Origin of the sequence: Chlamydia sp. 16-02, assembly GCF_042235055.1 — a bacterium.
Taxonomy (GTDB): Bacteria; Chlamydiota; Chlamydiia; order Chlamydiales; family Chlamydiaceae; genus Chlamydia.
On sequence record NZ_CP114172.1, the window covers coordinates 392,607 to 414,905 of the forward strand.

Here is a 22,299-nt window from a genome sequence, read left to right on the forward strand (position 1 = left end):
ATCTATCCTTATAAAGACCAGGAAACTTCCATACCATCATAAGCACACACCTTATCAGAATAATCTGCGAGTTCTTTTTGTAGATTATGACTGATATGTGTGATGATTAATTTCTTTGCTCCAACATAGGAGGCAAAATCTTCTGCCTGACTCATAGTAAAATGTGCGTGTCCGCGTCCATAAAAAGCTGGAGGAGGCTGACTAGGAGAAACTGATAAAATTAGGGTCTCCACTCCAGAAAGATAATTGAAAATTTCCTGATCATACCTATTCATATCAGTAAGATAAGCGAGATTTCCAAAACGATACCCCATAACTTCACAAGATTTTTGATAATAGGAAACGTAGGTATACGGAAGATCTAAAAATGTATTCTCACCATAAGCTTCATTTAAAATGGTAAAATCTAAAGAAGCAGGAAGTGTGGCGTCACCACCTTGAGGGAAGACAATATGCTCACGAGCTTTACAAAGATATTTATAAGTAAATGCGGAAAGGACAACAGGGAGGGAAATTTGATGCATCACATACCAAACGCGCAAATCATCAATACCCCCAATATGATCGTAGTGCGGATGAGTAAGAAATACTCCATCGAGTTTTTGAATGTTATTTTCTAACATCTGTTGTCGAAAATCTGGACCAACATCAATAAGAAAGTTCTTTCCTGCCCATTCAATAAGCACGGAAGGACGCAAACGCCGTATTTGTTTTCCTGTGCAAATGGCACAGGAACAAAAGGCAACAGGAATTCCTTCGGGATTTCCTGATCCTAAAAAGATTAATTTACCTGACGAAAAATCTCCCCGAGTCTCTTTTTCCACAGACAGTCCTCAACACATTCCTAAAAATGAAATTGTAGCTGTCTAGAAAATTAAGAAAAAGAAGAAGCGGGCTCGGAAGGCATAGCCTCAGAAATAGGTAGAGAAATTGCGGAAGGAGGAAGAGAATTGTTAGCTAATATAGGATCCAACAAATGACATGAAGGAGGGAAATCCGTAAGTACGACATACTTTTCTGTACCGTCTTGCACATGAACAAGTTCACAACGTTCAGTATAATCCTTTGATAAGCTTAACCATTCCCGAACACGCGCCCGTGAAAAATAGTTAAGAATTGCCCCAATTAAACATAGGACTAAACCAACGCCTAACAAAATTGCGGGGAAACACCAGTGATGTAAGCCAGGAATTACAGGGGCAGAAACAATCACACCAAGAATAACGCCTGAAAGAAATAGGATACCTCCCCCAAGAAAACTTAATAAAGAGCAGATATCTAAATTACGCACTCGAAAACATACATTACGCATTTGCTCACGAACAGCAATAGCTTCGGCGTCTTTGGGGTGCAATCCCCATAATGTTGTCAAAGGCCCTGAAGAATATGTCCCCTTAATTGGATGATTCTTACATCGCAAAACAGGAGCCACGCCACTAGGATGACCATCACTACCCACGACAAGGACAGAAACCTCACTAGGTTGTACAACACTCTCACAAGAGGAACAATAAAAATGCGTGTTAGCATATTGAGCACTATCCTTGAAACCAGGATAACACGGGAAGGAACCAAACATACACAGCCCCTTAAAATAACCAGAAAGAAAAAAAATAACAAAAAGAATAGAAAAGATCAAATTAAAGAGTTTTTAGAAATAGATACGAATTAATTGCTATATAATATAAGAAACTTAAAAAATAAGAGTATGAAGATAGATTTGAAAAATAAAATTACTGTTTAGAAGATAGACAAGAAGAATCTTCTGATACGAAGATTCTTCTTAATAAAAAGAAATGTTAAAAGTTTTTTTGATCTAAACCCCATTTCTTTTCTAATTCACGAATCGTTCCATCTGCTTGCAGCTCATCTAAAGCCTTTTGAACTTCTTCTACATGTTCAGAACGATCTTTCGCGATTCCTAAGCCACAACCTAAAACCCACCAATCTTCAGGAAGATCGATAGTTGTCGTATATAAGTCGGGGAACTCTTTCAATACTACACGGGCAACGGAAGGTTCAAGAATAGCTATGGGAGATTTTTTACAACCAACTTCCATTAGCACCTCTAAAGTACTGTCGAAAGAACGCACACAAACCCCAGGTAAAGATAACAAGTAATCCTCATGAAAAGTTCCTGTCTGCACGGCAACTGATGAGTATTTAGATAATGGAAGAAGATCTTCCTTTCCTATAGGTTGTTTAGACACAATGGTCAACTCACAAACCCCCTCTCCGTGGTAAGGAATCATAGTGATTTCTTTTTGACGTGATCTAGTAATCGACATTCCTGCCAAAATAGCATCTATACGGTGTTTTTTGAGATTTAAAATTAGCGCATCGAAAGAAAACTCCATAACTCTCAATTGCTTATCTAGTTTTTTGCTAATAGCTTCAGCTAGATCCATATCAAAACCTACAACCTTGCCGTTTTCATCAATAAATTCAAAAGGTGGGTAGGTAGCATTTGTCCCCACTATCCAAATTTTATCCCTATTAGCAGAAGAACTACAACCCACTAAGAATAAACAAAATACACAAAACAAGGCTCGAAGGCAAAAAGTAAACTGTTTCATAAAAACTATGCTAGAATAACTAAAAATATGCTATACTGTACATACGGAATAATAAATCATCAAACTCGAATATGCTTTTAAATTAATTGACATCGATAGCGAGTAAGTATGTAGTTATAAAAAAAAATTCAATTATGAGCTCACCATCTTCCACTCCTCCTTCCTGCCCTCCTCCAGGAAGAAACAATCTTTATCACCTACAAACCAACCCACAGGATCCTCTATGTATTAGAGCTCTGAGACTGGTTGCTTATGTGCTATTACATATTATTACATTAGGTCTTCTCCTACTTTTCCATTATTGCACCAATCATGCAATAGAAGAGACACCTATACCCGTTATCCCCGTACAACCACAAACTCCGACACCTCCTCCAACAGCATCACCGATACAATCTCCTGTCTCTCCAAGAAGAAGCCCTACACCTCAGCCCCAACAACAACCCGTTACCAAAGCCTCGCTGGATCTTCCTCCTACAACACCAGCACAGCCAGTAGATACCACACAGCCTCCTGCGCAACCAGTAGACACAACACCTCCTACAATTCCTCCAGCAGGTACTCCTTTAATAACACCAGCACCGACTCAACCTACCACACTTCCAACAACACAACAACCTGCCTCTCCTACGCTACCCATTACTAAAGGCTCCCTGGATCTTCCTCCCACAACAACACCTACTCCAGAACAACAGCCTGTCTCTCCAGCACCACAAACACCGGTACAGCCATTAGACACAACACCCCCTACAGTTCCTCCAATAGACACTCCTATAACAACACCAGCACCGGCTCCCAGACCAGTACCAGGATTACCTACTTTAACCGAGATTGTAGATCGCATGCAAAACCTGGGGGTCTTACCTGCAGGTGTAGATAGAAAATCTTTAGAAGCTATGGCTAATTTTAATGAGCAAGGATTAGCCCCAAATAGCGCGCGTTTAACTATTACAGCAGCACAAATTCTTAATCCCTTATTTGTAGCTACGTATCCTAAACGTATTCAATCAAATTTCCAAATTATGATAGGAGATTTGGAGAATATCATACGTACAGGAAATCCTCAGGTTGAAAATACTCAAGTTGCTCACCTATTGTTAAATCAGCTAAGACACTTAGACGCCAACTATTATCTTGTGGATGTTCCAGGAGATGGGAATTGTTTTTACCGTTCTTTCTATATAGGCTGGATGTGTTCTTTAAGGCGCTCTGCGAATCCTCAAGCATTCGAAAATGAGGCTCAACGTATTCTAGGATTACCTTTTGCACAATCATCGATAAGAAATCGCTTATTATCTGAGCAAATGGCTCGAATTATCCGGTCCTGCCAAAGCCATCAAAATATTAAAGACCTATACGATCACGTTCTTCTCTCGCCTATACATACGCCTGTGGCCATCTCTTATTTAAAAAATCTCGCTCTTTTCACTATGGATGAAAATCGTATAACAAGCATGGGAGGAAGTGAAAACGTTCGTGCTTTAATTTTAGCTCAGATGACAGAAGCCCCAGAAATGTTAGCTGATTCCCTAAGAAAGATCATCCAAACGGAACCATCTAGTCCTATTTTAAATCATATCTTCCGCGGCAACACATTGCCGATAACAGGAGCTGCGCAACAAAGCGAACTCACTTTAGAGTTCCTATCGCAACTACTGCTCAATAATCAAGATATTCAACAATTACCTCAGGAACAACAGCAGGAAGCTACGCAATTTCAAGCATCATTAAATGAGCTTATGGATACCATAACTGCCGTCTTAGTTTCTGGAAACTTAACCGAAGAAAATGTTGCGCCCATCTTACAAAATCTTCCTCCAGAAATTCAAGGACACTATCAAAAATTCTCTCAGGCTATTACTGCAACCAGACCTGATACTCCTCTGCCTACACCGTTAATTCTTCTTTCTTTCCTTCTTTCCCATCCCTCATGTGCCGCAAATAATCATCTATGTTCTGACTTCCTACAACAAGCAAAAACTGTATGTGAAGGCGTTTTAGGAAATGACATAACCCTAGCAGCATTTTTAGGATGGAACGGAGAAAAAGCAGCAGTACTTGATGCAAAGCTACAAACCTCCTGGTCTCAAAAACAGGCTGGTAGCTTGATTGAGGTTGCTCTTGATCTTTGTAACGGATTTAAATCTTCAGGGACCGTTGTACAACTAGGCATCACCTATAAACTCATTGCCAAGTTAATGCAAACCACATTACAAACTATTCCTGAAGCGCAGTTACGAACCACTTTAGATACTCTTTTAGCGCACATTAATCAAGGCTCTAACGCGGAAACGTATCTTCAAATGACCACATCCCCTATATTTGCAGGATTAGAATTAGAGGCTTCAGCAAATTCTCAAGATAGGATATACGCAGAGGGAATAAAAATGTTCTTCTTCCTATTGCAATATCCTTCTTTACTTCAAAATCAGGCTACTGCAAATGCTGCAAAGCAGATTATGTTGCTTTATCAACCGCATCTGCAACAAGCATTGCGAAAGAAAGTGAATGCGCATCGTGTTTTATCTACAGGGGGAAGTATTTTTGGAACCTTCTGCTGGTCCGGTCCTGTATTTGGACATGATGTCAATGCTCAAACTATTGAATCTACACTATCCTTCCTAGCTAGGGATCCCGCAGCGCTTTCGCTTTGCCAAAGCATGAGAAATGATTTCTTCCAAATTATGGATTCAGGAAATCTATTAAGGATCTCTGCCTTAATTCAAGAAGTACAGACAACCTTCCCTGAGCTATGGGAAAACTTTATTCAACATCTAGATATAGTAGGACATAGAGCCACACCTCAAAACGCCAATAGACCCTTCAGCCAAACACTCAGTCCAGATATTTTACTCTATAGTTTCTTGAATACACATCCTCAGGTTTTAGATCATACTACAGAGTTGACAACCAGGTTAATTGCTTATATTACTGAGCAAACAACGCGCATTAAAACGAGTATCGTGAATAACTTTGATCGCTGGACTGTATTGTTCTGGGCAAACTTAGAGAAAATAAATACCTATAATAATTTGCAAAAAGTCTTCCTATTCTCTTTAGTACGCCGAGAAAATGCCCATCCAGAAGCATCTCAATCCTTTATCCATGATCTGAATACTATGGACATTCGAGAGCTTATGCGTATGTTTAACTCTGTAAATACGCAAGCAGAAGATGAGCATATCTCTGCCATTTCTCACGCTTTAGGCTCTCTAGCGCTTTGTCAATATTTAGCAGATGGCGGTTTAACACAAACTGTAAGCCAATTGAGACGACTGGCAAATAGCTACGGGTTCTTCCGGACAGACTACACCCCAGAACAACAAGCACGGATTTTTGTTCTACGTGCTAATAACCACTACAACTGTTTATTACCAAAAGATGCTAACGATACGACGAGAGCAGCAAATCGTGGAAATCCATAGAACCAAAACTATCAATTAAGGGAAGCTTTCTTATTCTTACGACTACCTACCCCCTACCTCACACGCTAAAACGATCCCCTAAAGATCCAAATATCATCCTTCCCCTATCTTCGGAAATATCCGTAGGAGGGGGGAACCCTCTTCTTATTGCGGGTCCCTGCACTCTAGAAAGTTATGAACACACAGTAGCCATAGGCCTCGCTGCTAAAGCAGCAGGAGCTACGGTATTGAGGGGGTCAATAAGGAAACCTAGAACGAGCCCCTACACCTTCCAAGGATGGGAAAAAGAAAGAGTTATCTGGCATAAAGAAGCTCAGCGTATTCACGGATTACTCACAGAAACAGAAGTTCTAGACGTTCGAGATGTGGAAATCACATCAGAAAATGTTGATATTCTTCGTATAGGTGCGAGGAATATGCAAAACTTTGTTTTGCTTCAAGAAGCTAGCCAAAGTCACCGTCCAATTATTCTCAAACGTCATCCTTCAGCAACTATAGAAGAATGGCTATGCTCAGCTGAATATCTGCTTAACTCTCCGACATGTCCCGGAGTAATTCTTTGTGAACGCGGCATACGCACTTTTGAAACATCCACGCGTTACACACTAGATCTAAATACAGTTGCTCTGCTCAAAGAAATTTGTCCTCTTCCAGTAATTGTTGACCCTTCTCATGCTGCAGGAAAATGCTCATTAGTCGTGCCGCTCGCAAAAGCCGCTATGGCTGTAGGTGCTGACGGATTAATGATAGAAATGCATGAATATCCAGAAAAAGCTCTTTGTGATGGGAAACAGCATATCACTCCCGAAGAACTTACGGATTTATTCTCTTCCATAAAAGAAGAGCGTTCAAATGCTATCTATCAAAAAATTGGGAATTAAATATCCTCTCACTCCACATCTAAACTTTAGGGAATACCTACCCGACTCACTCTGTTTACAACTAAACAGAATTAAATCTAAAAATAATTTAATTAAAATTAAAAATATTAAATCTTTTTAAAAAGAAAATTTATAATTCTTAAAGAATTGAATTGAAAAATTTTGTTTGTTTTAACTATTTGATTGCGAAACAACAATGAAGGAATAAGAGTATTTTCTTCATGGAGGTATATGGTAACACAAACATGCAAACTCTACCTTTTACAATGTCTATTTTACGCCTTATACTGGCTAATTTACTATTGTAGAAAATTACTCAGAGGCATACCCGACCATCCCGATGAACCTTTGTTCCAAGCCTTCCTATCCTCTCTTATAGATCTTCTTTCTAGCTTAAAACAACTTCCGAATCCCGACGTAAGATAACTTAATTAATGAAACTCACCTTCTTGTTGAAAAAAACAAGAAGGTGAACCCAGAGAATATCCCTATTAAGATCAACGCAAAATTTACCTAGAAAAAGACTAGGCTTGCCCCTCTGAAGGCTTTCTACTATATACATAGAGAATTTCGACAAAGACAAACGCTAGCAGTGAACATAGCCAAGAAATCAAATCTCTAGAGAAAGGAATAGTGATGAAATATCCACAACTATACACACCTCCACCTATAAGAACCGCTGCCCAAGCTGCTGCAGGACTAGCTTGATAACGTGTAAGAAGGGCTGCACCTATCGGGACAGAAAGACAACATACTGAAAGACTATAACTTAGCATTAGCAAATCTACGATGTTGCTAAAGCCCATAGCAGTAAGGGGTGCTAACACAGCAATAATACAAATCAAGTAACGATAGTTTATCGAAGATATCTGAGGGATTTCTTCGCTGACAAGCTGTGCAACAGCACTGATCAACGAATCTGCTGTAGAAAGTATTGCCACACCAATTGCAGCTGCCATGACAGCTGCAAGTGATGGACCACTAATATAGGCTACTGTATCAATAAGCACACACCCCTGAGCTATGCCAAGTTTTGCTCCTAAAGATCCTAAAAATAACGGGATAAAATTAAACAGAAGAATGACAATACCTGCAAGTATTGCTGCCCATTGTAAACGTCGTGGTGACGATGCTGCTACACAACGCTGCGCCATATCTTGTTCAACAATCATAAATACCATAGGCATGAAAATCCATCCCGGAAGTTTACTCGTTGGCAAAGGCTCGAATGCAGAACTAGAGAGTATAGGAGTAAACTCAGAAGAGCCGTACCAAACAGAAATAGCACAGGTAGTCACAGCAATGAGAAGGAAAATTGCCTGAATGATATCCGTTCTTACTACTCCTCGAAATCCCCCTGTAGATGTATAAAATACTAAGGTTATCCAAAAAATAGCTGTTAGATACTTACCACAAGTAAAAACACTGAATAGCTTATCCAAAGCCACAATCTGTGCTACAAGAATAAAAAATAAAGATAATGCTGAAAGGAGAAAGGCCATTTTACGCAGCTTTTTCGACTTATAGACACTTTCAAAAAGTGTCACAACAGTAACAATAGATCCTGAAGCCAATTTCCTTCCGGGACCAACGCCAAGTAATATTAACCCTAAAGCGACTCCTAAAGGATACAAAATTACCATATAACCATAACGCGCAGCTTCTTCAGCAGCACCGAGCAAGACCCCACCACCAATCTGCGTGGCAATAAATGTCATTGTTAACGAAAATGTTTTTAAACTTCTTCCCGCTAGGAAATAGCCCTCGCGATCTTGAACTGTAGAACCACCCTTACGCCCTACAAATAAACAAAAAGCTTGAACACCAAGCAAACAACCTAAAAATAATCCAAAATTCATTTTGAAACTCTCAACTGTAAAAAAATAAATACGCCGAAGAGCAACTGTCAAAATAAGACAGAAACAACACAAATCTTCAGCAAAAAAAATTACTTTAAAAAACAGTTTAGATTCGATGGAGGTAGCGACCGGAGTAGCGGAAGCTTAAAGAAAATAGAGAAGCGCGAAGCATTTTCAAAGAAAAAGATGATGTTTGCATATCTAAAAAACCTAGCGCCTTAGACTTTCACATAAATATAAAATAATTCCTCTTAAAAATCTATAAAAAGTCTCTGTTTCTCGTTGTATATTTAAAAAATATAGAAAAAAATCTCTGTTATTTTAAATAAAGAGACAAAGAAACAAATTAAAATTAATTCATGAAGAATAAAAACATTAAAAAGAATTCTAGTATTTATTTAAAAAAATTTATTTATAACATAATCCATCTTGTAGACGGTTTTTTAGAAGCTTTGGAAAAACAGTGTAAATCTTTATTTTCTAAAGAAGAATGTGATCGTGCCCTATCTTCATTAATTGAAGAGTTACAAAAGTATAAAGAAAACCTAGATACTGTAGCTATTGATCCTTCTAATCCTCTAGATAATCTAGTCAAGCTGACAGAAACGGACCTACTTAAATAAAGCAAATAAAGCCCCTGCCGCTGCGCTGCGTAGCGAAGGGGTTTCATGATAACAGCATTCTAGAAGGAAATCCACTGCCTCTGTGTTTTCAGAAAATGCTATGCCTTCTAAAATAGCAAGTTTGTCTTGCCAGCGACTTTTAGGATAAAGATCTATAGCTTTATGTAAGGACTCTCTATTTTTTTTCTGGCATAACATAGCTAATGTCGACTCTAATTTAGAAGCGAAGCTCTTATCTGCTGTCCATATTTGTGCAGCCTGTTCGTCTCCTTCCTCCCAAAATACTCCTGAAAAAAAGCTCCATCCTTGCTGCTGACGGTTAGAAAGAAAATCTTCTGTGACTTTTTTAACCTTACTATATTTTGCTATCGCCAATAAACGGATAAGCTTTCTTCCAATTTCCCTTTTTACCATATCAAAATAAAGAGGAAGAGCAGCACTTTTAGGATTCCATTGTGAATTCCAAAGAAATTGTTCTATAGCCCAGCACATTTCGGGATCACAAATAAAATCAGCGACGACATCTCCTGCTTTTTCTATATTTGTACGACTGACAAGAAGTAAAATCGCAAGATTTGCTGCTGCCTTTCTAGAAGTCACAATATGCAGATATTTATTAGCAAGATCTTTTCCCCGTATTCCTAAAGAACACACAGCAACAGAAGCTGCTTCACAAATAGAAGCGAAGGGAGCTTGTAAACCTTTAACTAAAAGCTCCTCCCCTAAAGCATCTCCCTGAAGATATAATATTGCTGCTGCTTGCAAGCGTACTTTAGGAAATGGCGATGTTTGTGCAATATGCCGCACTTCATCAGCAATTTTTCTTGATTCACAGCTTACCCTACGTCCGCAAGCTAAAGCTGCGCGGAGCGCTGTTTCCTGTACTTCAGGATACTGAATAGATAATAAATCTAAGAGGATGTCTTCATCTTTTCCATCTCCTTCGTGACGCAAAAGCTCGCAGGCAAATAGTGCCTGATCCATATCTTCTTTTACTTTAGATCCTGTGAGTAGTTGTGGGGTAAGCATCAAAGATGCTTTCCACGCTTCCCGACGCTCCTCACCGTCAACAAGTTTATTATTTGCTCGTTCCTGAAGATGAGGCAGCAATTCGTCAATGTCTAGCATTGCAGCAATCTGATATGCTGTCATCCGCACCTGCATAGATTCGTCATGATGAGCAATCTTATAAACAGCATCCTTTAAACTCTGTGTCCCATATTGCAAAACAACCTGTAGAGCTAATGTTCGCACCACAACACTATCGTCAGAAAGACTAGATAATACTAAAGGAACTAAGCGAAAGTCTCTAGCAAGACCTATAGCAAGAATACTCACAGCACGAACTGTCATCGAAGGATGCGAAATTCCATCGCAGAGAATTTGTTGAGCGAAATCTTCTAATATATCGCGATCTTTAGCAAGTTGTGGATAACGTTGACGAGACTTATTAAATTCTTGATTCCAGGTTGTATAATCCTTCCCTTGTGCGAATGCCTTCAAAGCAAGACGCGTATCTAAAAACGAATAATCGGAAGAAGACAAAAGAATCTTAGCTTTCTTGATAGCTTCAGGGAAATCGTGAATGAGCAAATGCTGGCGCAAAGACTGCGATCCTTGTGCTACATGCGTAAATAAACAGAGGAAAATTAAGCAATAGCCCCTAAAGAGCTTCCACCTAAAAGATGAATATGTAAATGGAATACGCTCTGTCCCCCCTCGACACCATTATTGATCACGACACGATATCCATCAGCAATACCAAAAGCTTCTGCCAATTGTTGAATAATCTTTCCTGCCTCAGCAAGCAAGGGAAAGTCCTCTTCTTGCATATCTTGCACTCTTTCGATGTGCTTCTTAGGAATGATTAATAAATGAACAGCAGCCTGGGGAAAACGATCTTTAATAGCTATAAAATTCTCATTTTCAAAAACTTTTTCGCACTCTATTGAGCCTTCGATAATTTTTTCAAAAATGGTCATACTAATCCTCGATTTTCTAGTACCAGTTGCAGGGCGCGTCGACAATGTTCTTTGCTATCCCAAACAGATAAAAATAGGCCCTTATGGCAAAAAATTGCTCCAGGAATACCACTAACCTCTTCGAGATCTTTACCAAGAAGTCCAGCCCAACTTTCTGGGAAAGGGACACGAACTTCCATACGTCTATCTAAGGTAGGGGGAATTCCTCTAAGAATCCATTGATCACAGGCTGGGAAACACACAAACGCTGCAGGATGGCGTTCTCCACCTAAGAAAAAGAAATTCTCCTGCCATGCTAAAGGCCGATCGAAAAACAAACAGAATTCATCTTTTTCCATAGCGGATCTGACAACATCTCTACACATGCGATCGTAGCGGAATTTATTTCTTAAGCGCTTCAACAAATCTATAGTAAATTTTAAAGCAAAAAAGAAATCTGCATCCGAAGAATTCCTACCTTCTTCAGGATTGTATATTTTAATGATATCGGAAAAAGAACAGAAGCCTTCTTTTGAGAAGAACCTGCCGTTATCTTGTTCATCAACACCATGAATTAATGTCTGATTTAGAAAGTGATACTCTTCTAAATCAATCAATCTTTGTTCTTTAAGATAATCTAATATCATACCTGCGCTACTCCAAGGGCCCTCATAAGACACTTGGTGATGATCAAATCTTTTTTGATCTACAGAATAAATGCCACCAACATCACACACATACTCACATTCTGCAAGTTTCTCGGGATTTCGCGTACGGATGATCTTCCCTTCATCAACAAGATCAAATAAAATAAGCAATGCACACGCTGTGACCTCATCAGCATGAAAAGAACCGTCGTGTGTACCAACGCTTCTTGGAATTCGCATATTTCCCATCCTTTTTAAAAACCCTCCATTGTATCCAGAGAAAAATAATTCTCAATCGCAAAGACGTTTCTTTCCGTTTTCTTAAAAATCTTTTTCATCTAAAACAAAACCTTCTAGCTAGAAAAGCCGATTTTTTTGGAGGATACATGTATAATTTATTCCACAGGAACCATGACGCAACTTCTCCTGATGGGTATCTAACCTCTCCTTTGCGTATACTTTCGCCCAATATCTATGAAGGAGAAATAGAAATACTAAATATCCCCGAGTACTTCTTGGGTTTTCATTTACCTAAGCACTGCTTACATCTCAATCTAAAAAGCTCACTCGCACAGTTAGGTGTAGATGCAAAGATTAAAGAAGCCGAACTCAGTAAAGAACGCTCACGAGCCCGTCTATTATTACAAATTAGCAGTCATGATCCCGTTGCCTCCGTTATGCTCACCCTATTAGAATCTGGTGACTACATCGCAAAATTATTTGCTTCTGATGATCGTAGATTAGTACGTTCTCCACAATATCTAGAGAGAATGCTGAAACATACGGATAAGTCAGGCATGCCTTTGTTATGTTTTGGTAAAAAATTAGAACATCTAATTTCTTTAGATGTTATTGATGATCGTCTTGTAGTCTCTCTTCCCACTCTTCCCGGTGTGATTCACTATGATCATAAAATTTATGGCCTACTTCCTCTAATAGGAAAAGCATTAGGTCAGCCCAACATGAGAGTAAGAAACTTCCTTTCTCTATACCAACATAAAGTAGAGCGTGAAAAACTACCTCTCCGTGACCGTATATTACTCATAAAAACCGAACCCTTACATATTCGCACCGTATTTGCTCGCGTTGTAGATTCTCTTCTTCCTGAAGGGATAAAACATACTGCGGCAAACATTTTAGAGCCCACGACACAAGAGTCTGGAGATATTTACGAATTCTATGGAACAAGTTCAGTCCCTGTAGAAACAATTCCTTTGGAATTTTTCACTATTGAGCCCTATAAAGAACACTCTTTCTTCTGTTATCGTGATCTACTAAAATCTTCTTTAGAATCTGAACAATGTATTTTTGATATTTTTGAAACTACACCAGGCACTCAAGAAAAAGCTGCAACCTTCATTTCTAAAGGTAGTGAGATTTCAGAGTTATCACAAAATTCCTGGTTAGTTGGTTCCGCAAAATCCTTATACAATAAAACAGAACCCTACCCTATAAATCTTCAAGAATACATAGAAGAACAACCTTGCTTTCCCTTCCTACAAGCTATGGAAACGGGACACATCACAAGCCAAGGAGTAATTTTCTCTAGATATTTTCCTTCTGCCTGTCTCAAAGGCATGTTGCTTTCTTACCATGTAAACTATTACCTAAAGCAAATCTATTTCCAAATACCCTCCTATACCTATGGAGAATATTTCTCTGAACATGACCGTTCGTTACTTATGGACTTATACTTTGCAGGGATTTCTACATTCTGGGTAGATAAAGTCTCTAAACGCGTGTTACAATATGTAAAACGTCGTGGGAAAGATTCAGGAATGTTTGTTCCTACTCAACGTGTTCAAGAATTTCGCTCTGCCTATTTTATTGGCATTCACGGCTCTTGTATTGTTTCAGAAGGTTATAAAGAAGATCTCCGCGCATTTTTAAAAGGTCTTCATGATCTTACCCAAGCTCTGCCTATTCCTGGATTCCCTCCCAACACTCCCTTAGCAATTATGACAGGAGGTGGACCAGGAGCTATGGCCATAGGGAATGAAGTCGCTACAGAACTAAACCTTCTCTCTTGTGGTAATACTGTAGATTTCGAGCAATCTCCAGGAACACACCAAGCTGCGAATCCCTATACGCAAGCAAAAATGACCTACCGACTCTCCTCTTTAATTCAACGTCAAGAACACTTCCATGTAGATCTTGCTCTATTTGTTACAGGAGGTATGGGAACAGATTTTGAATTTTCTCTTGAACTTATCAGTATAAAAACAGGGAAGAAACCTCCTGTTCCTATATTCTTAATTGGTCCAGCTTCCTATTGGAGAGAAAAGGTTACCCCTACATATCAAAGCAACTGCAAAGCAGGAACAAATCGCGGTTCAGAATGGGTAAGTAATTGCGTATTCTGTATTTCTACCCCTCAGGCGGGCATCGAGATTTTCAGAAGATATCTCAATAATACATTACCTATAGGACCGGAATACCCTCCCTATCCTGATGGATTCATAGAGGTGTAATTTAGAAGCCGTAGGTTAAGCGAAAGCCGTAGTAATTACACGGCTCTCGCACAAATTGACCTTCTTTAGAAAATCCCTGGTGATACTCAACAAAAGCACGGATTTTTCTGCCTACATCACGAAATTTTGACCATTCCATACCTAGGATATAGGTTTGATCTATGCCAAAACGCTGCTCTTCCCAAAAGCGAAAGTGCATAGCAAAAATGGGTTGTGCGTGTAAATTTCCTTCTCGTAATCCAAAAGGACGTAATTCTGCTCCCGCCTCTATGTATAAAGGGCGCTCAGGAAATGTCAGATCTCGACTGATGATATAACCTAAACCTCCATAAAGACGCAGTTGCGCGTTATAGCGTAAAGAAGCAAAGAAATCGATTCCCTCATCACTAAGATTAAATCTTGGGAAATTCGGATGAGTCAGAAGAAACTCATCTCCCAAATGTGAAGAGAGATGCCAAAGGCGTAAACGAAAACTCCATTTATCTACAGCAAATCCTAGTAGACCTGCGACGAAAAAGTCAGAGTTTACCATGCACGAATCAGGATGGTCTAAATCGAAAACAGAAAAGACACCACCTTGAAGACCAATATCTAAATCCCCATGAAATCGAGAAATATCGAAAAGACGTAGGAGAATAAAATCTCCACCAAAAATAGCAGAACCTACGCGATTCCCTATGACCTTCTCATTAAAACGAATTCCGGCACTATTTGTTACCTGACGAGGATCAGCAATTAACGGAGCAAAAAGTATGGTATTTTGTGGCAACCACACGCCCTCTTTACCACAGACAATCTCCATCCCTAAAGCTCTCTGCTTTGGCAATATAGGACAACCTTCTCTATAGCGATTACGACATTCTTGATAAGAGCTATCACAAATCTCTACAGCAGTAATGCAGGGCAAATCTTTGATGAAATCTACAATCGCATTGGAAAGGACTGTATCCACAGGAAGGGAAAATACATAAGCAACGTTATCTTCAACAACTACCTGAGTACAACTATCTAAAAAATGCATGTCCACGAGGGCTTGTACATATCCCGTAAGATAACAGCCATTTTCAGATTCTTGGATATTTTCTGGTAACTGATCTGAGCGAGTAACAGCTTTTCTAAAACTCTCACAATCGGGACAACGTCCAGCTTCTTGAGCTGCAACAGTTAAACAAGATGAAAAATAGCAAATAAATACTAAGCTGCATAAACAGCAGCTATAATGTAACAGTCTTCCCATGGTATTCACAATCTATAGAAAGAGCTGATTTATTTAGCAACAATCGAACGTGGATTCACAAAAATCTATCTTATCAAATCGATCTCAAAAATATCCTGAAAGGAATATGTAACTAATAACCAAAGACTCTATGAGAACAAAAAAAATAAGACAAAAGGGAGAAAAGCTGCACTTTTTAACAGCTAAAACTTCTCTTATGAAGAAGATAAACACAAAAATAGTTCTTTTAACAAAGAAAAATTAAATTAATTAAAGTTAAAAAACAGCACGACAAAAATAGAAGAATATTTATAAGGAAAAGAACGAGTTTGGAATACTTAAATCACAGGAACAGCCCGCCTGTGACTCCTCTATCACTCCTAAGCTTGTGATTCTAAATGTAAATTTAGCATCACGAAAAAAGAAAACTTTCCCTTTCCCATCCAGTTACTCCAGTTAACTGGGTGGGATTTTTATATAAAAAAAGCCGCATCCTAATATTTTTAAGATGCAGCTTTTTTCTACAAAACGAAAATCTAATCAAACGTCAGAATTTACTGTTCGAGAGGCTTGCCGTCTTGATCTGCCCAACGGATTCCACCTTTACCACCTGTTTTAGGCCCTCCAGGTTTTTTAAGAATTCCCTTATTTTTATTTCCCTCTATACGTGCAGACTTCCTTGTTCCCTCAGCTTTAGGGGCATCTCCACTAGAAGCCTTAGCTTTGGGGAATATAAACTTTTCAGGATTCACTTTGGTTAAATCAGGGCTAAACTCATATCCCTCGGTTTTACCATCTGTTTTTGCCTTTTGTTGTAAACGTGCGGATTTCCTTGCTCCCTCAGCTTTAGAAGGACCACCTTTTCCTGTTGGAACTTTAGCTCTAGGGATTTTTACTGGTTTCTTATTCCCTCGTGTAGCACCTAAATCTGGGCTAAAGGTAGATGAGCCATCATCTATTTTAACTTCAGGTCTGGGGATTTTGAAAGCTGGGCCTAAAGGTTCAGGCTTATACATATCTTTCGTTCTCTTGCCCCCGGGAACCAGTTTCCCAACCCTAGCTTTTGCTTCTTTGGCAAGATTTCTCATTTTTATTTGTTCTGGAGTTTTCTTCCCCTTCTTACCGCCAATTTTTTCTTGAATCTTCCCTTTTACCTGCTTCGCAGTAGCAGCTATTCTTTTTCTAAGTCCACCTACGGCACCCCCTACGGCAGCTCCTGCTCTTTCTCCGGATTCTTTGATTTTTTGACCCAATCCCAATATCTTAGCAGCAGCTTCGTGAGCTTTCTTCCCACCCGTTCTGCCTACTCTAGATTCGAGATATCCCGAAGCACCTCGCACACCTTTTTGTCCACGAACAGCACCCCTTCTTGTGAATCTTGAACTTCCCCCTATGCCACGAAGAGGATCGTCTTTATTATCTTCAGGGCCACGAGATGGTCCTGCGGCAGAACTTCCATAAGGGTTAATCGGATTCATAATTAAACCTAAAAATAATCTTTTATATTTAATTAAATTATAAAACTTATTTTGAAAATAAGAACCAATTAAAATGCTAAAAACAATATATTTAATAATAAATTAAGAATTCTTAATGATTTTTCAGAGAGAACGATTTATATTTCTCTAGTGGATCTTAGATAACGAAGAACGTTTGTTTTAGAAAAAACAGAAAGGTATATGAAAAAAGCAGAGCCTTTTTTAAGATGTCCGACAGACACCACAGATAACGAAAAAACTCGATGCGCAGAAATAGTAACTTTTCACAATTAGAAACCAATTATCTTTTCTCTAGTATTCGTCAAAAAATTCGTACTTTTCGTGAAGAATTTCCAGAAGCTTCTATTATCGATCTATCTATAGGGGATACCACCCAACCCCTGCATACGGCAGTCATTGATATCTTTACAAAATCTGTACAGAAATTAGGGAATCCGAAAACCTACCGCGGTTATGGTCCTGAGTTAGGCCTGCTAGCTTTAAGAGAAAAACTCTCTGAAGTTTTCTATAATGGGAAAATTTCTCCCGAAGAGGTTTTTATCTCAGACGGAGCAAAAATGGATATTTTCCGTCTACTATCCCTATTCGGTCCTGGGAAAACTGTAGCCGTTCAAGATCCTTCCTATCCTGTATATATAGATGCTGCTCTTCTTGTAGGAGCTAAAAAGATTGTTAAACTTCCCTGTACAAAAGAAACCAATTTCTTTCCTTTGATCCCCCAAGAAGAAGCCATAGATATTTTCTGTCTATGTTCTCCTAATAATCCTACAGGCACCGTATTAACTAAAGAACAGCTAAAAGAACTTATTGCGTACGCAAATTCTAATGGAAGTATAATTCTATTTGACGCTGCCTACAGCGCATTTATTTCTGACCCTTCCTTACCAAAAAGTATCTTTGAGATTCCCGAAGCACGCTCTTGTGCTGTAGAAATTAACTCTTTCTCTAAGTCTTTAGGATTTGCAGGAGTACGTTTAGGATGGAATGTGATTCCTAAAGATCTTCAATACAGCGATGGTTCTCCTGTAATCCGCGATTGGGAACGTTTCCTACATACGACATTTAATGGGGCTTCTTTACCTGTTCAAGAAGCCGCAATTACCGGAGTTTCTTTATTTCCAAATTTAGAAACCATCACGCATTATCGCCATAATAGTTCACTTTTGCGTGAGGCTCTAAAAAAAGCCGAATTTTCTGTATATGGTGGTGAACACGCTCCCTACCTTTGGGTTGAAGTTCCTAATATTATCCCTGACGAAGATTTTTTTGACTTTTTCTTACAGCAGTATCATATTGCCATCACTCCTGGTAAAGGATTTGGCTCGTGTGGGAAAGGTTTTGTTCGTTTTTCTTCTTTAGGGAAAACAGAAGATATTGTTGCAGCTTGCCAACGGTTAACCCTAACATCTGTACATGATAGAATGGTGTTGTCACTATGATTCTTCGTAAAATTGCTCAATATGCTTTCTTTCTTTCCATTATCTGTTCTTTTATTTCGGTAGTCGTCTCCTCACCAAATCCAGAACAAGGATCTCCTAAAGTCGCTGTGTTCTTATCTTTTTCCCACTCCATACTCGAAGATTGTAGTCAAAGCTGTATAGATGTTTTAAAAACATTAGAAAATTCTCCAGAAGTGCTTGTTGTCAATGCTGAAGATAGCGTTGTTAAAGCAAGGAAACTCGCTCGCACTTTGCATAGTGATCAAGATGTTGTAGCTATTGTCACCCTAGGCTCTATAGCAACAAAAATTATGAGCCAAATTGAGACGAAAAAACCGATTATCTATGCCGCTGTACCTGAAGGAGAAACATTAGTTTTCCCTAAAAAGCAAATAAATATTTACGGCGTTAATGATACTCTAGATATCAATCAATGTTGTTTTGCTATACAAGCAGTAAGAACAAATGCCGAATCTTTAATCTATATAAAACCTACTGAACCCTTCCCATCAGCATTACAAAAAGAAATTGAGAAGAAACTCCATGCTTCAGGAATCGCCGTTACAGAAATTACTGTAACACCTGCAAATTTTAAAACACGTATCCAACAAGCTATCGATAAACGCCCCTCAGCAATTTTTATTCCTTTTTCCTCTTTAGCTCATAAACAGAGAACAACATTTATCGAAGATATCCTTAAAGAAAAAATCCCTGTAATTACCGACGACTTCTCTTTAGTAGCCGAAGGAGCATGTGTTGCTTGTGGTGTTGATTTTAAAAAATCTGGGAAACAAGCAGCGCAAATGGTGTATCATTTACTCAATAGACATCAAGATATCGAAGGATTACGAAAAATCATTGCTGAACCTCTACCACAAACAACAACATTTAATGAGGATGTTATCCGTCGTCTAGGATTAAAAATAAACAGAGCTGAACGCAAGCAATTCCGTTCTATTATCTTTAAAGAAAATAGAGATAAGAAGGCTGCTGTAAAAAGTGATAAGCCTGAAGGTGAAAAGACTTGTAGCCCAGCTTAAAATCCGCATTCTCTCCAATTAGAGATTATAGATTCCGTAGCTTTAGGTAATAAGATTCGTTTTTTTCTAGAGGTCTCTCCCGAAATCAACGTAACGTCACGTTTGGGAAGGGATAAAGTTTTGGCTAACAAAGCAATTACTGCTTCGTTAGCCTTTCCTTTTTCTGGAGCTTCGGTGACACGCATTTTCAACACTTCACCTTCAAATCCAACGATTTTATTTTCTTTAGATTTTGGGGTAACCTTCACCTCCAAAATCCAATATTCCTCATTCAAGGACTACTCCTGAGATATTATAAGATAACCATCAGTTTCACTTGCCCATGCTGCTAAAGAATGTAGACATACTCTAGGAGCCCAATCGTGTTTTAGAATTGCTTGCGCAAATCCAGGGCCAGAAATATCGTATTTTTCCTTATCAAAATGCTTAGTTACCCGAGAACGATCTAAATGGATAAAAGGTTGGCTACTTACAAATAAAATGCGCTCAGAACCATCTCCATGATATGCGCGAAGGATTTTTAATGTATCATGGCGCGTCCCATACTTTTGACCTTCTGCAGGTTCAGCAACTAGAAATTCCACCTCAATACCACCTGAAGCATCTCTCCACGCAGTAGGAACTACCATCTGCATCCAGACAAACCTCGCGATTTCGTCTTCTGAAGAAGGAAGTTTATGCTCTCCAGGATTCCAATTTTCTTCTATAGGAAATGGATTATGACGGTTGTCATAAAATTGATCAGGGTTTTCAACCTTAGCATAGCGTTCTCGTCTTCCAGATAGGAAAATAATCTTTTTGAAACGTACACCACGATTCCATTCACGAATAAGGAAATCTAAACGCTGACGAATAGTCGCAAGTGTACCACCAAAGACTACAGCGCTACCATAAGTAGCTGCATAAGCAGGAACTACCTGCGTCATTCTCAATAAAGAAAGATCATTATAAAAAGCATGATCATCCTTTATTGGTAAAGAACCGAAATCAGCAGCCATACGCTGCTCCCGAGTTAATAATAAAGGCTTTGTTACCTCTACTAATTCCTCAGGCGTTTCTACCTCGGGCAAATCACAAAGCTCTAAAAGATGACTTACAATAGGAAGATACTTTTTAGGAGAACAGGAAGTATTTCTATCTGCAAAGGGACAACAGCCCGTAATTAGCAGAAACATCATTCCCAAATACACTGGCAATGAGCGTTTTCTTTTGATATTCATAAATAAAGGTGTCCTAAACAATCCGTAGTAACAAGAGTGAACATACTAGAGCATTTCAAAAAAGACAACACTCAAACAGATCGCAAGAAGCTTTCTCTACTTATTTACTCTTAAGAATCATCCTCATCTCTCCTCTGCCCTTCCCAATCTTGATTATCAACATCTTGAGTTTCTATAGTGTTATCTTCAGGACGACGTATCGTATCCTCATCAGATAAATCTCCTCTTCCAGAAACTAAAGTTCTTACGGAAGCCGTATTTTGATGCTCCGAAGTAGTTCCTGATGTAGAGGCAAAAGGATTTTCAAATCTAGGATTTTTCTCATTCTTATCTTTAGAAGGAAATTGCAGTTTGCTACGAATCTTTTTCGCTATCCAAAATAAGAAAAATAGCATTTTATCATACAGAGTGTGAAACATCTGTACTAAGGTATTCCATAATGTCTTTAACTTATTGATAAAAGCTTGACAGCAAGAAACTGTTGCAGCTGCCTCTTCGGTTGATTCTGTAGCTGATCGAATGAACTCTTCCTCTGTAGGAAAATGTATCCCTTCTAAAAGAAGACGCACATCTTGAATCTCTTGAGATATTGTAGGAATAGCACCCCTAGGGTCAATTTTCCAACCTTCCTCACCAAAACGCAATCCAATGTGATCTAGGTTTGAAATAATTTCCTCATAGCGTCTTCCAAAGGCATTCTTTAAATCATCTATAGACAAGCTCATTATCTCATGATGCGTATCCCCCAAAGCAGATACCAGACGCACTGCTGCACTTTCCAATGCATTTATACGACCGTTTAACGAAGCCATTCCACGACGTAAATCAAGAAATTTTTCCTGGAGATCTACATCATCTTCCGTAGATTTTCTAGATGATTGTCCTGCAGCACCAAGCTTCGTCTTTTGAAAATCCTCAATCCTTCTTTTCAAGTTATCAACTAAAGTCTTAGTTTCTTCGACGCCATCAAATAAAGCATCTGAGAACATGTCAACCTTACCGAAAAGTTCTTCTTCTTTTTTATGAAGATCACTCACAATTTCTTCAGTGAGCCCCGCAGATTCGGGCGATAACGGAGATAAACTAGAGGGCATCCCAACAACGATTACCGAGTTGGCTACATCTTGAATATCAGCAATCGCAGCATCTATGTTCGCCACCTCTCCAGCAGAAAAAACCTCAATACTTAATCCTGTCTCATTAACACCACCAGCAGCGCCTCCTTGATCTTGAGAAGAGCTATCTGTATTATCCACATTATCCAAATGAGCGTTTGGATCCTCTGGAACAGGATTAAGATTTTGACCAGAACTTCCACTTACTGATGACATAAGATTACCGAATAAAAAATAAAAAAATCTTCTTTTTAACTAATTATATTTATATCTAATTGGATATTTATTTTTTAAAAACAAAAGAGTAATGTAAATAATATTAACTAA

At 38.8% G+C, this 22,299-nt stretch carries 19 protein-coding genes; 7 read left to right on the top strand and 12 right to left on the bottom strand.

Features of this window, described 5'->3' with window-relative positions:
- Positions 1–8: 8 nt before the first annotated feature.
- From O1W70_RS01560 to O1W70_RS01570, 3 genes are all read right to left on the bottom strand, one after another.
- Positions 9–824, bottom strand: coding sequence for an MBL fold metallo-hydrolase (locus tag O1W70_RS01560; RefSeq protein WP_375797263.1), 816 nt, complete (start codon positions 822–824; stop codon positions 9–11).
- 50 nt (positions 825–874) lie between these two features.
- Positions 875–1,579 carry a hypothetical protein gene (locus O1W70_RS01565; RefSeq protein ID WP_375797264.1) on the bottom strand — a complete coding sequence of 235 codons (705 nt, stop codon included), beginning with the start codon at positions 1,577–1,579 and terminating at the stop codon, positions 875–877.
- A gap of 220 nt (positions 1,580–1,799) precedes the next feature.
- The gene (locus O1W70_RS01570; RefSeq protein WP_375797265.1) at positions 1,800–2,576 is read right to left on the bottom strand and encodes a transporter substrate-binding domain-containing protein; all 777 of its coding nucleotides are present in this window, start codon (positions 2,574–2,576) and stop codon (positions 1,800–1,802) included.
- 134 nt (positions 2,577–2,710) lie between these two features.
- Between O1W70_RS01570 and O1W70_RS01575 the strand changes: the two genes are divergently transcribed.
- From O1W70_RS01575 to O1W70_RS01585, 3 genes are all read left to right on the top strand, one after another.
- On the top strand, positions 2,711–6,001 hold the full coding sequence (locus tag O1W70_RS01575; RefSeq protein WP_375797266.1) for a hypothetical protein: 3,291 nt from the start codon (positions 2,711–2,713) through the stop codon (positions 5,999–6,001).
- Positions 6,002–6,033: 32 nt separating this feature from the next.
- On the top strand, positions 6,034–6,882 hold the full coding sequence (gene aroF / locus O1W70_RS01580) for a 3-deoxy-7-phosphoheptulonate synthase (protein WP_375797320.1): 849 nt from the start codon (positions 6,034–6,036) through the stop codon (positions 6,880–6,882).
- Positions 6,883–7,113: 231 nt separating this feature from the next.
- A complete protein-coding gene (locus O1W70_RS01585) occupies positions 7,114–7,308 on the top strand; it encodes a hypothetical protein (RefSeq protein WP_375793542.1) in 195 nt (64 codons plus the stop codon).
- Positions 7,309–7,406: 98 nt separating this feature from the next.
- Here O1W70_RS01585 and O1W70_RS01590 read toward each other — a convergent pair whose 3' ends face one another.
- Positions 7,407–8,741: a sodium:solute symporter family protein gene (locus O1W70_RS01590; RefSeq protein WP_375797267.1), complete on the bottom strand. Its 1,335-nt coding sequence runs from the start codon at positions 8,739–8,741 to the stop codon at positions 7,407–7,409.
- 359 nt (positions 8,742–9,100) lie between these two features.
- Between O1W70_RS01590 and O1W70_RS01595 the strand changes: the two genes are divergently transcribed.
- Complete coding sequence (locus tag O1W70_RS01595) at positions 9,101–9,364, top strand: hypothetical protein (RefSeq protein ID WP_375797268.1); 264 nt, start codon at positions 9,101–9,103, stop codon at positions 9,362–9,364.
- Here O1W70_RS01595 and O1W70_RS01600 read toward each other — a convergent pair.
- The 3 genes from O1W70_RS01600 to O1W70_RS01610 are packed head-to-tail and all read right to left on the bottom strand — an operon-like array spanning position 9,353 to position 12,212.
- Positions 9,353–10,969, bottom strand: a complete 1,617-nt coding sequence (locus O1W70_RS01600) for a HEAT repeat domain-containing protein (RefSeq protein ID WP_375797269.1) — start codon at positions 10,967–10,969, stop codon at positions 9,353–9,355. The two genes, O1W70_RS01595 and O1W70_RS01600, sit on opposite strands and share 12 nt — an antisense overlap.
- Positions 10,970–11,013: 44 nt before the next feature.
- Entirely contained in the window at positions 11,014–11,346 is a 333-nt protein-coding gene (locus O1W70_RS01605) for a histidine triad nucleotide-binding protein (RefSeq protein ID WP_375797270.1), read from the bottom strand.
- A complete protein-coding gene (locus tag O1W70_RS01610; RefSeq protein ID WP_375797271.1) occupies positions 11,343–12,212 on the bottom strand; it encodes an MYG1 family protein in 870 nt (289 codons plus the stop codon). Before O1W70_RS01610 ends, O1W70_RS01605 begins: the two co-directional genes overlap by 4 nt.
- Positions 12,213–12,358: 146 nt before the next feature.
- Between O1W70_RS01610 and O1W70_RS01615 the strand changes: the two genes are divergently transcribed.
- Entirely contained in the window at positions 12,359–14,443 is a 2,085-nt protein-coding gene (locus O1W70_RS01615; protein ID WP_375797272.1) for an LOG family protein, read from the top strand.
- Between the two features lies 1 nt (position 14,444).
- On the opposite strand, the gene O1W70_RS01620 is transcribed toward O1W70_RS01615, so the two are convergent.
- Positions 14,445–15,680, bottom strand: a complete 1,236-nt coding sequence (locus O1W70_RS01620; protein WP_375797273.1) for a DUF1207 domain-containing protein — start codon at positions 15,678–15,680, stop codon at positions 14,445–14,447.
- Positions 15,681–16,213: 533 nt separating this feature from the next.
- Positions 16,214–17,137: a hypothetical protein gene (locus tag O1W70_RS01625; protein WP_375797274.1), complete on the bottom strand. Its 924-nt coding sequence runs from the start codon at positions 17,135–17,137 to the stop codon at positions 16,214–16,216.
- Between the two features lie 263 nt (positions 17,138–17,400).
- Between O1W70_RS01625 and O1W70_RS01630 the strand changes: the two genes are divergently transcribed.
- Positions 17,401–18,597: an LL-diaminopimelate aminotransferase gene (locus O1W70_RS01630; RefSeq protein ID WP_375797275.1), complete on the top strand. Its 1,197-nt coding sequence runs from the start codon at positions 17,401–17,403 to the stop codon at positions 18,595–18,597.
- Positions 18,594–19,637 (top strand): ABC transporter substrate-binding protein, encoded by a 1,044-nt coding sequence (locus O1W70_RS01635; RefSeq protein ID WP_375797276.1) that lies wholly within the window; start codon positions 18,594–18,596, stop codon positions 19,635–19,637. Before O1W70_RS01630 ends, O1W70_RS01635 begins: the two co-directional genes overlap by 4 nt.
- Here the strand turns inward: O1W70_RS01635 and O1W70_RS01640 are convergent.
- From O1W70_RS01640 to O1W70_RS01650, 3 genes are all read right to left on the bottom strand, one after another.
- The gene (locus O1W70_RS01640; RefSeq protein WP_375797277.1) at positions 19,634–19,912 is read right to left on the bottom strand and encodes a DUF167 domain-containing protein; all 279 of its coding nucleotides are present in this window, start codon (positions 19,910–19,912) and stop codon (positions 19,634–19,636) included. The genes O1W70_RS01635 and O1W70_RS01640 overlap by 4 nt on opposite strands.
- 3 nt (positions 19,913–19,915) lie before the next feature.
- On the bottom strand, positions 19,916–20,857 hold the full coding sequence (locus tag O1W70_RS01645; protein WP_375797278.1) for a hypothetical protein: 942 nt from the start codon (positions 20,855–20,857) through the stop codon (positions 19,916–19,918).
- 110 nt (positions 20,858–20,967) lie between these two features.
- Complete coding sequence (locus O1W70_RS01650) at positions 20,968–22,188, bottom strand: CT392 family protein (RefSeq protein WP_375797279.1); 1,221 nt, start codon at positions 22,186–22,188, stop codon at positions 20,968–20,970.
- Positions 22,189–22,299 lie beyond the last annotated feature (111 nt).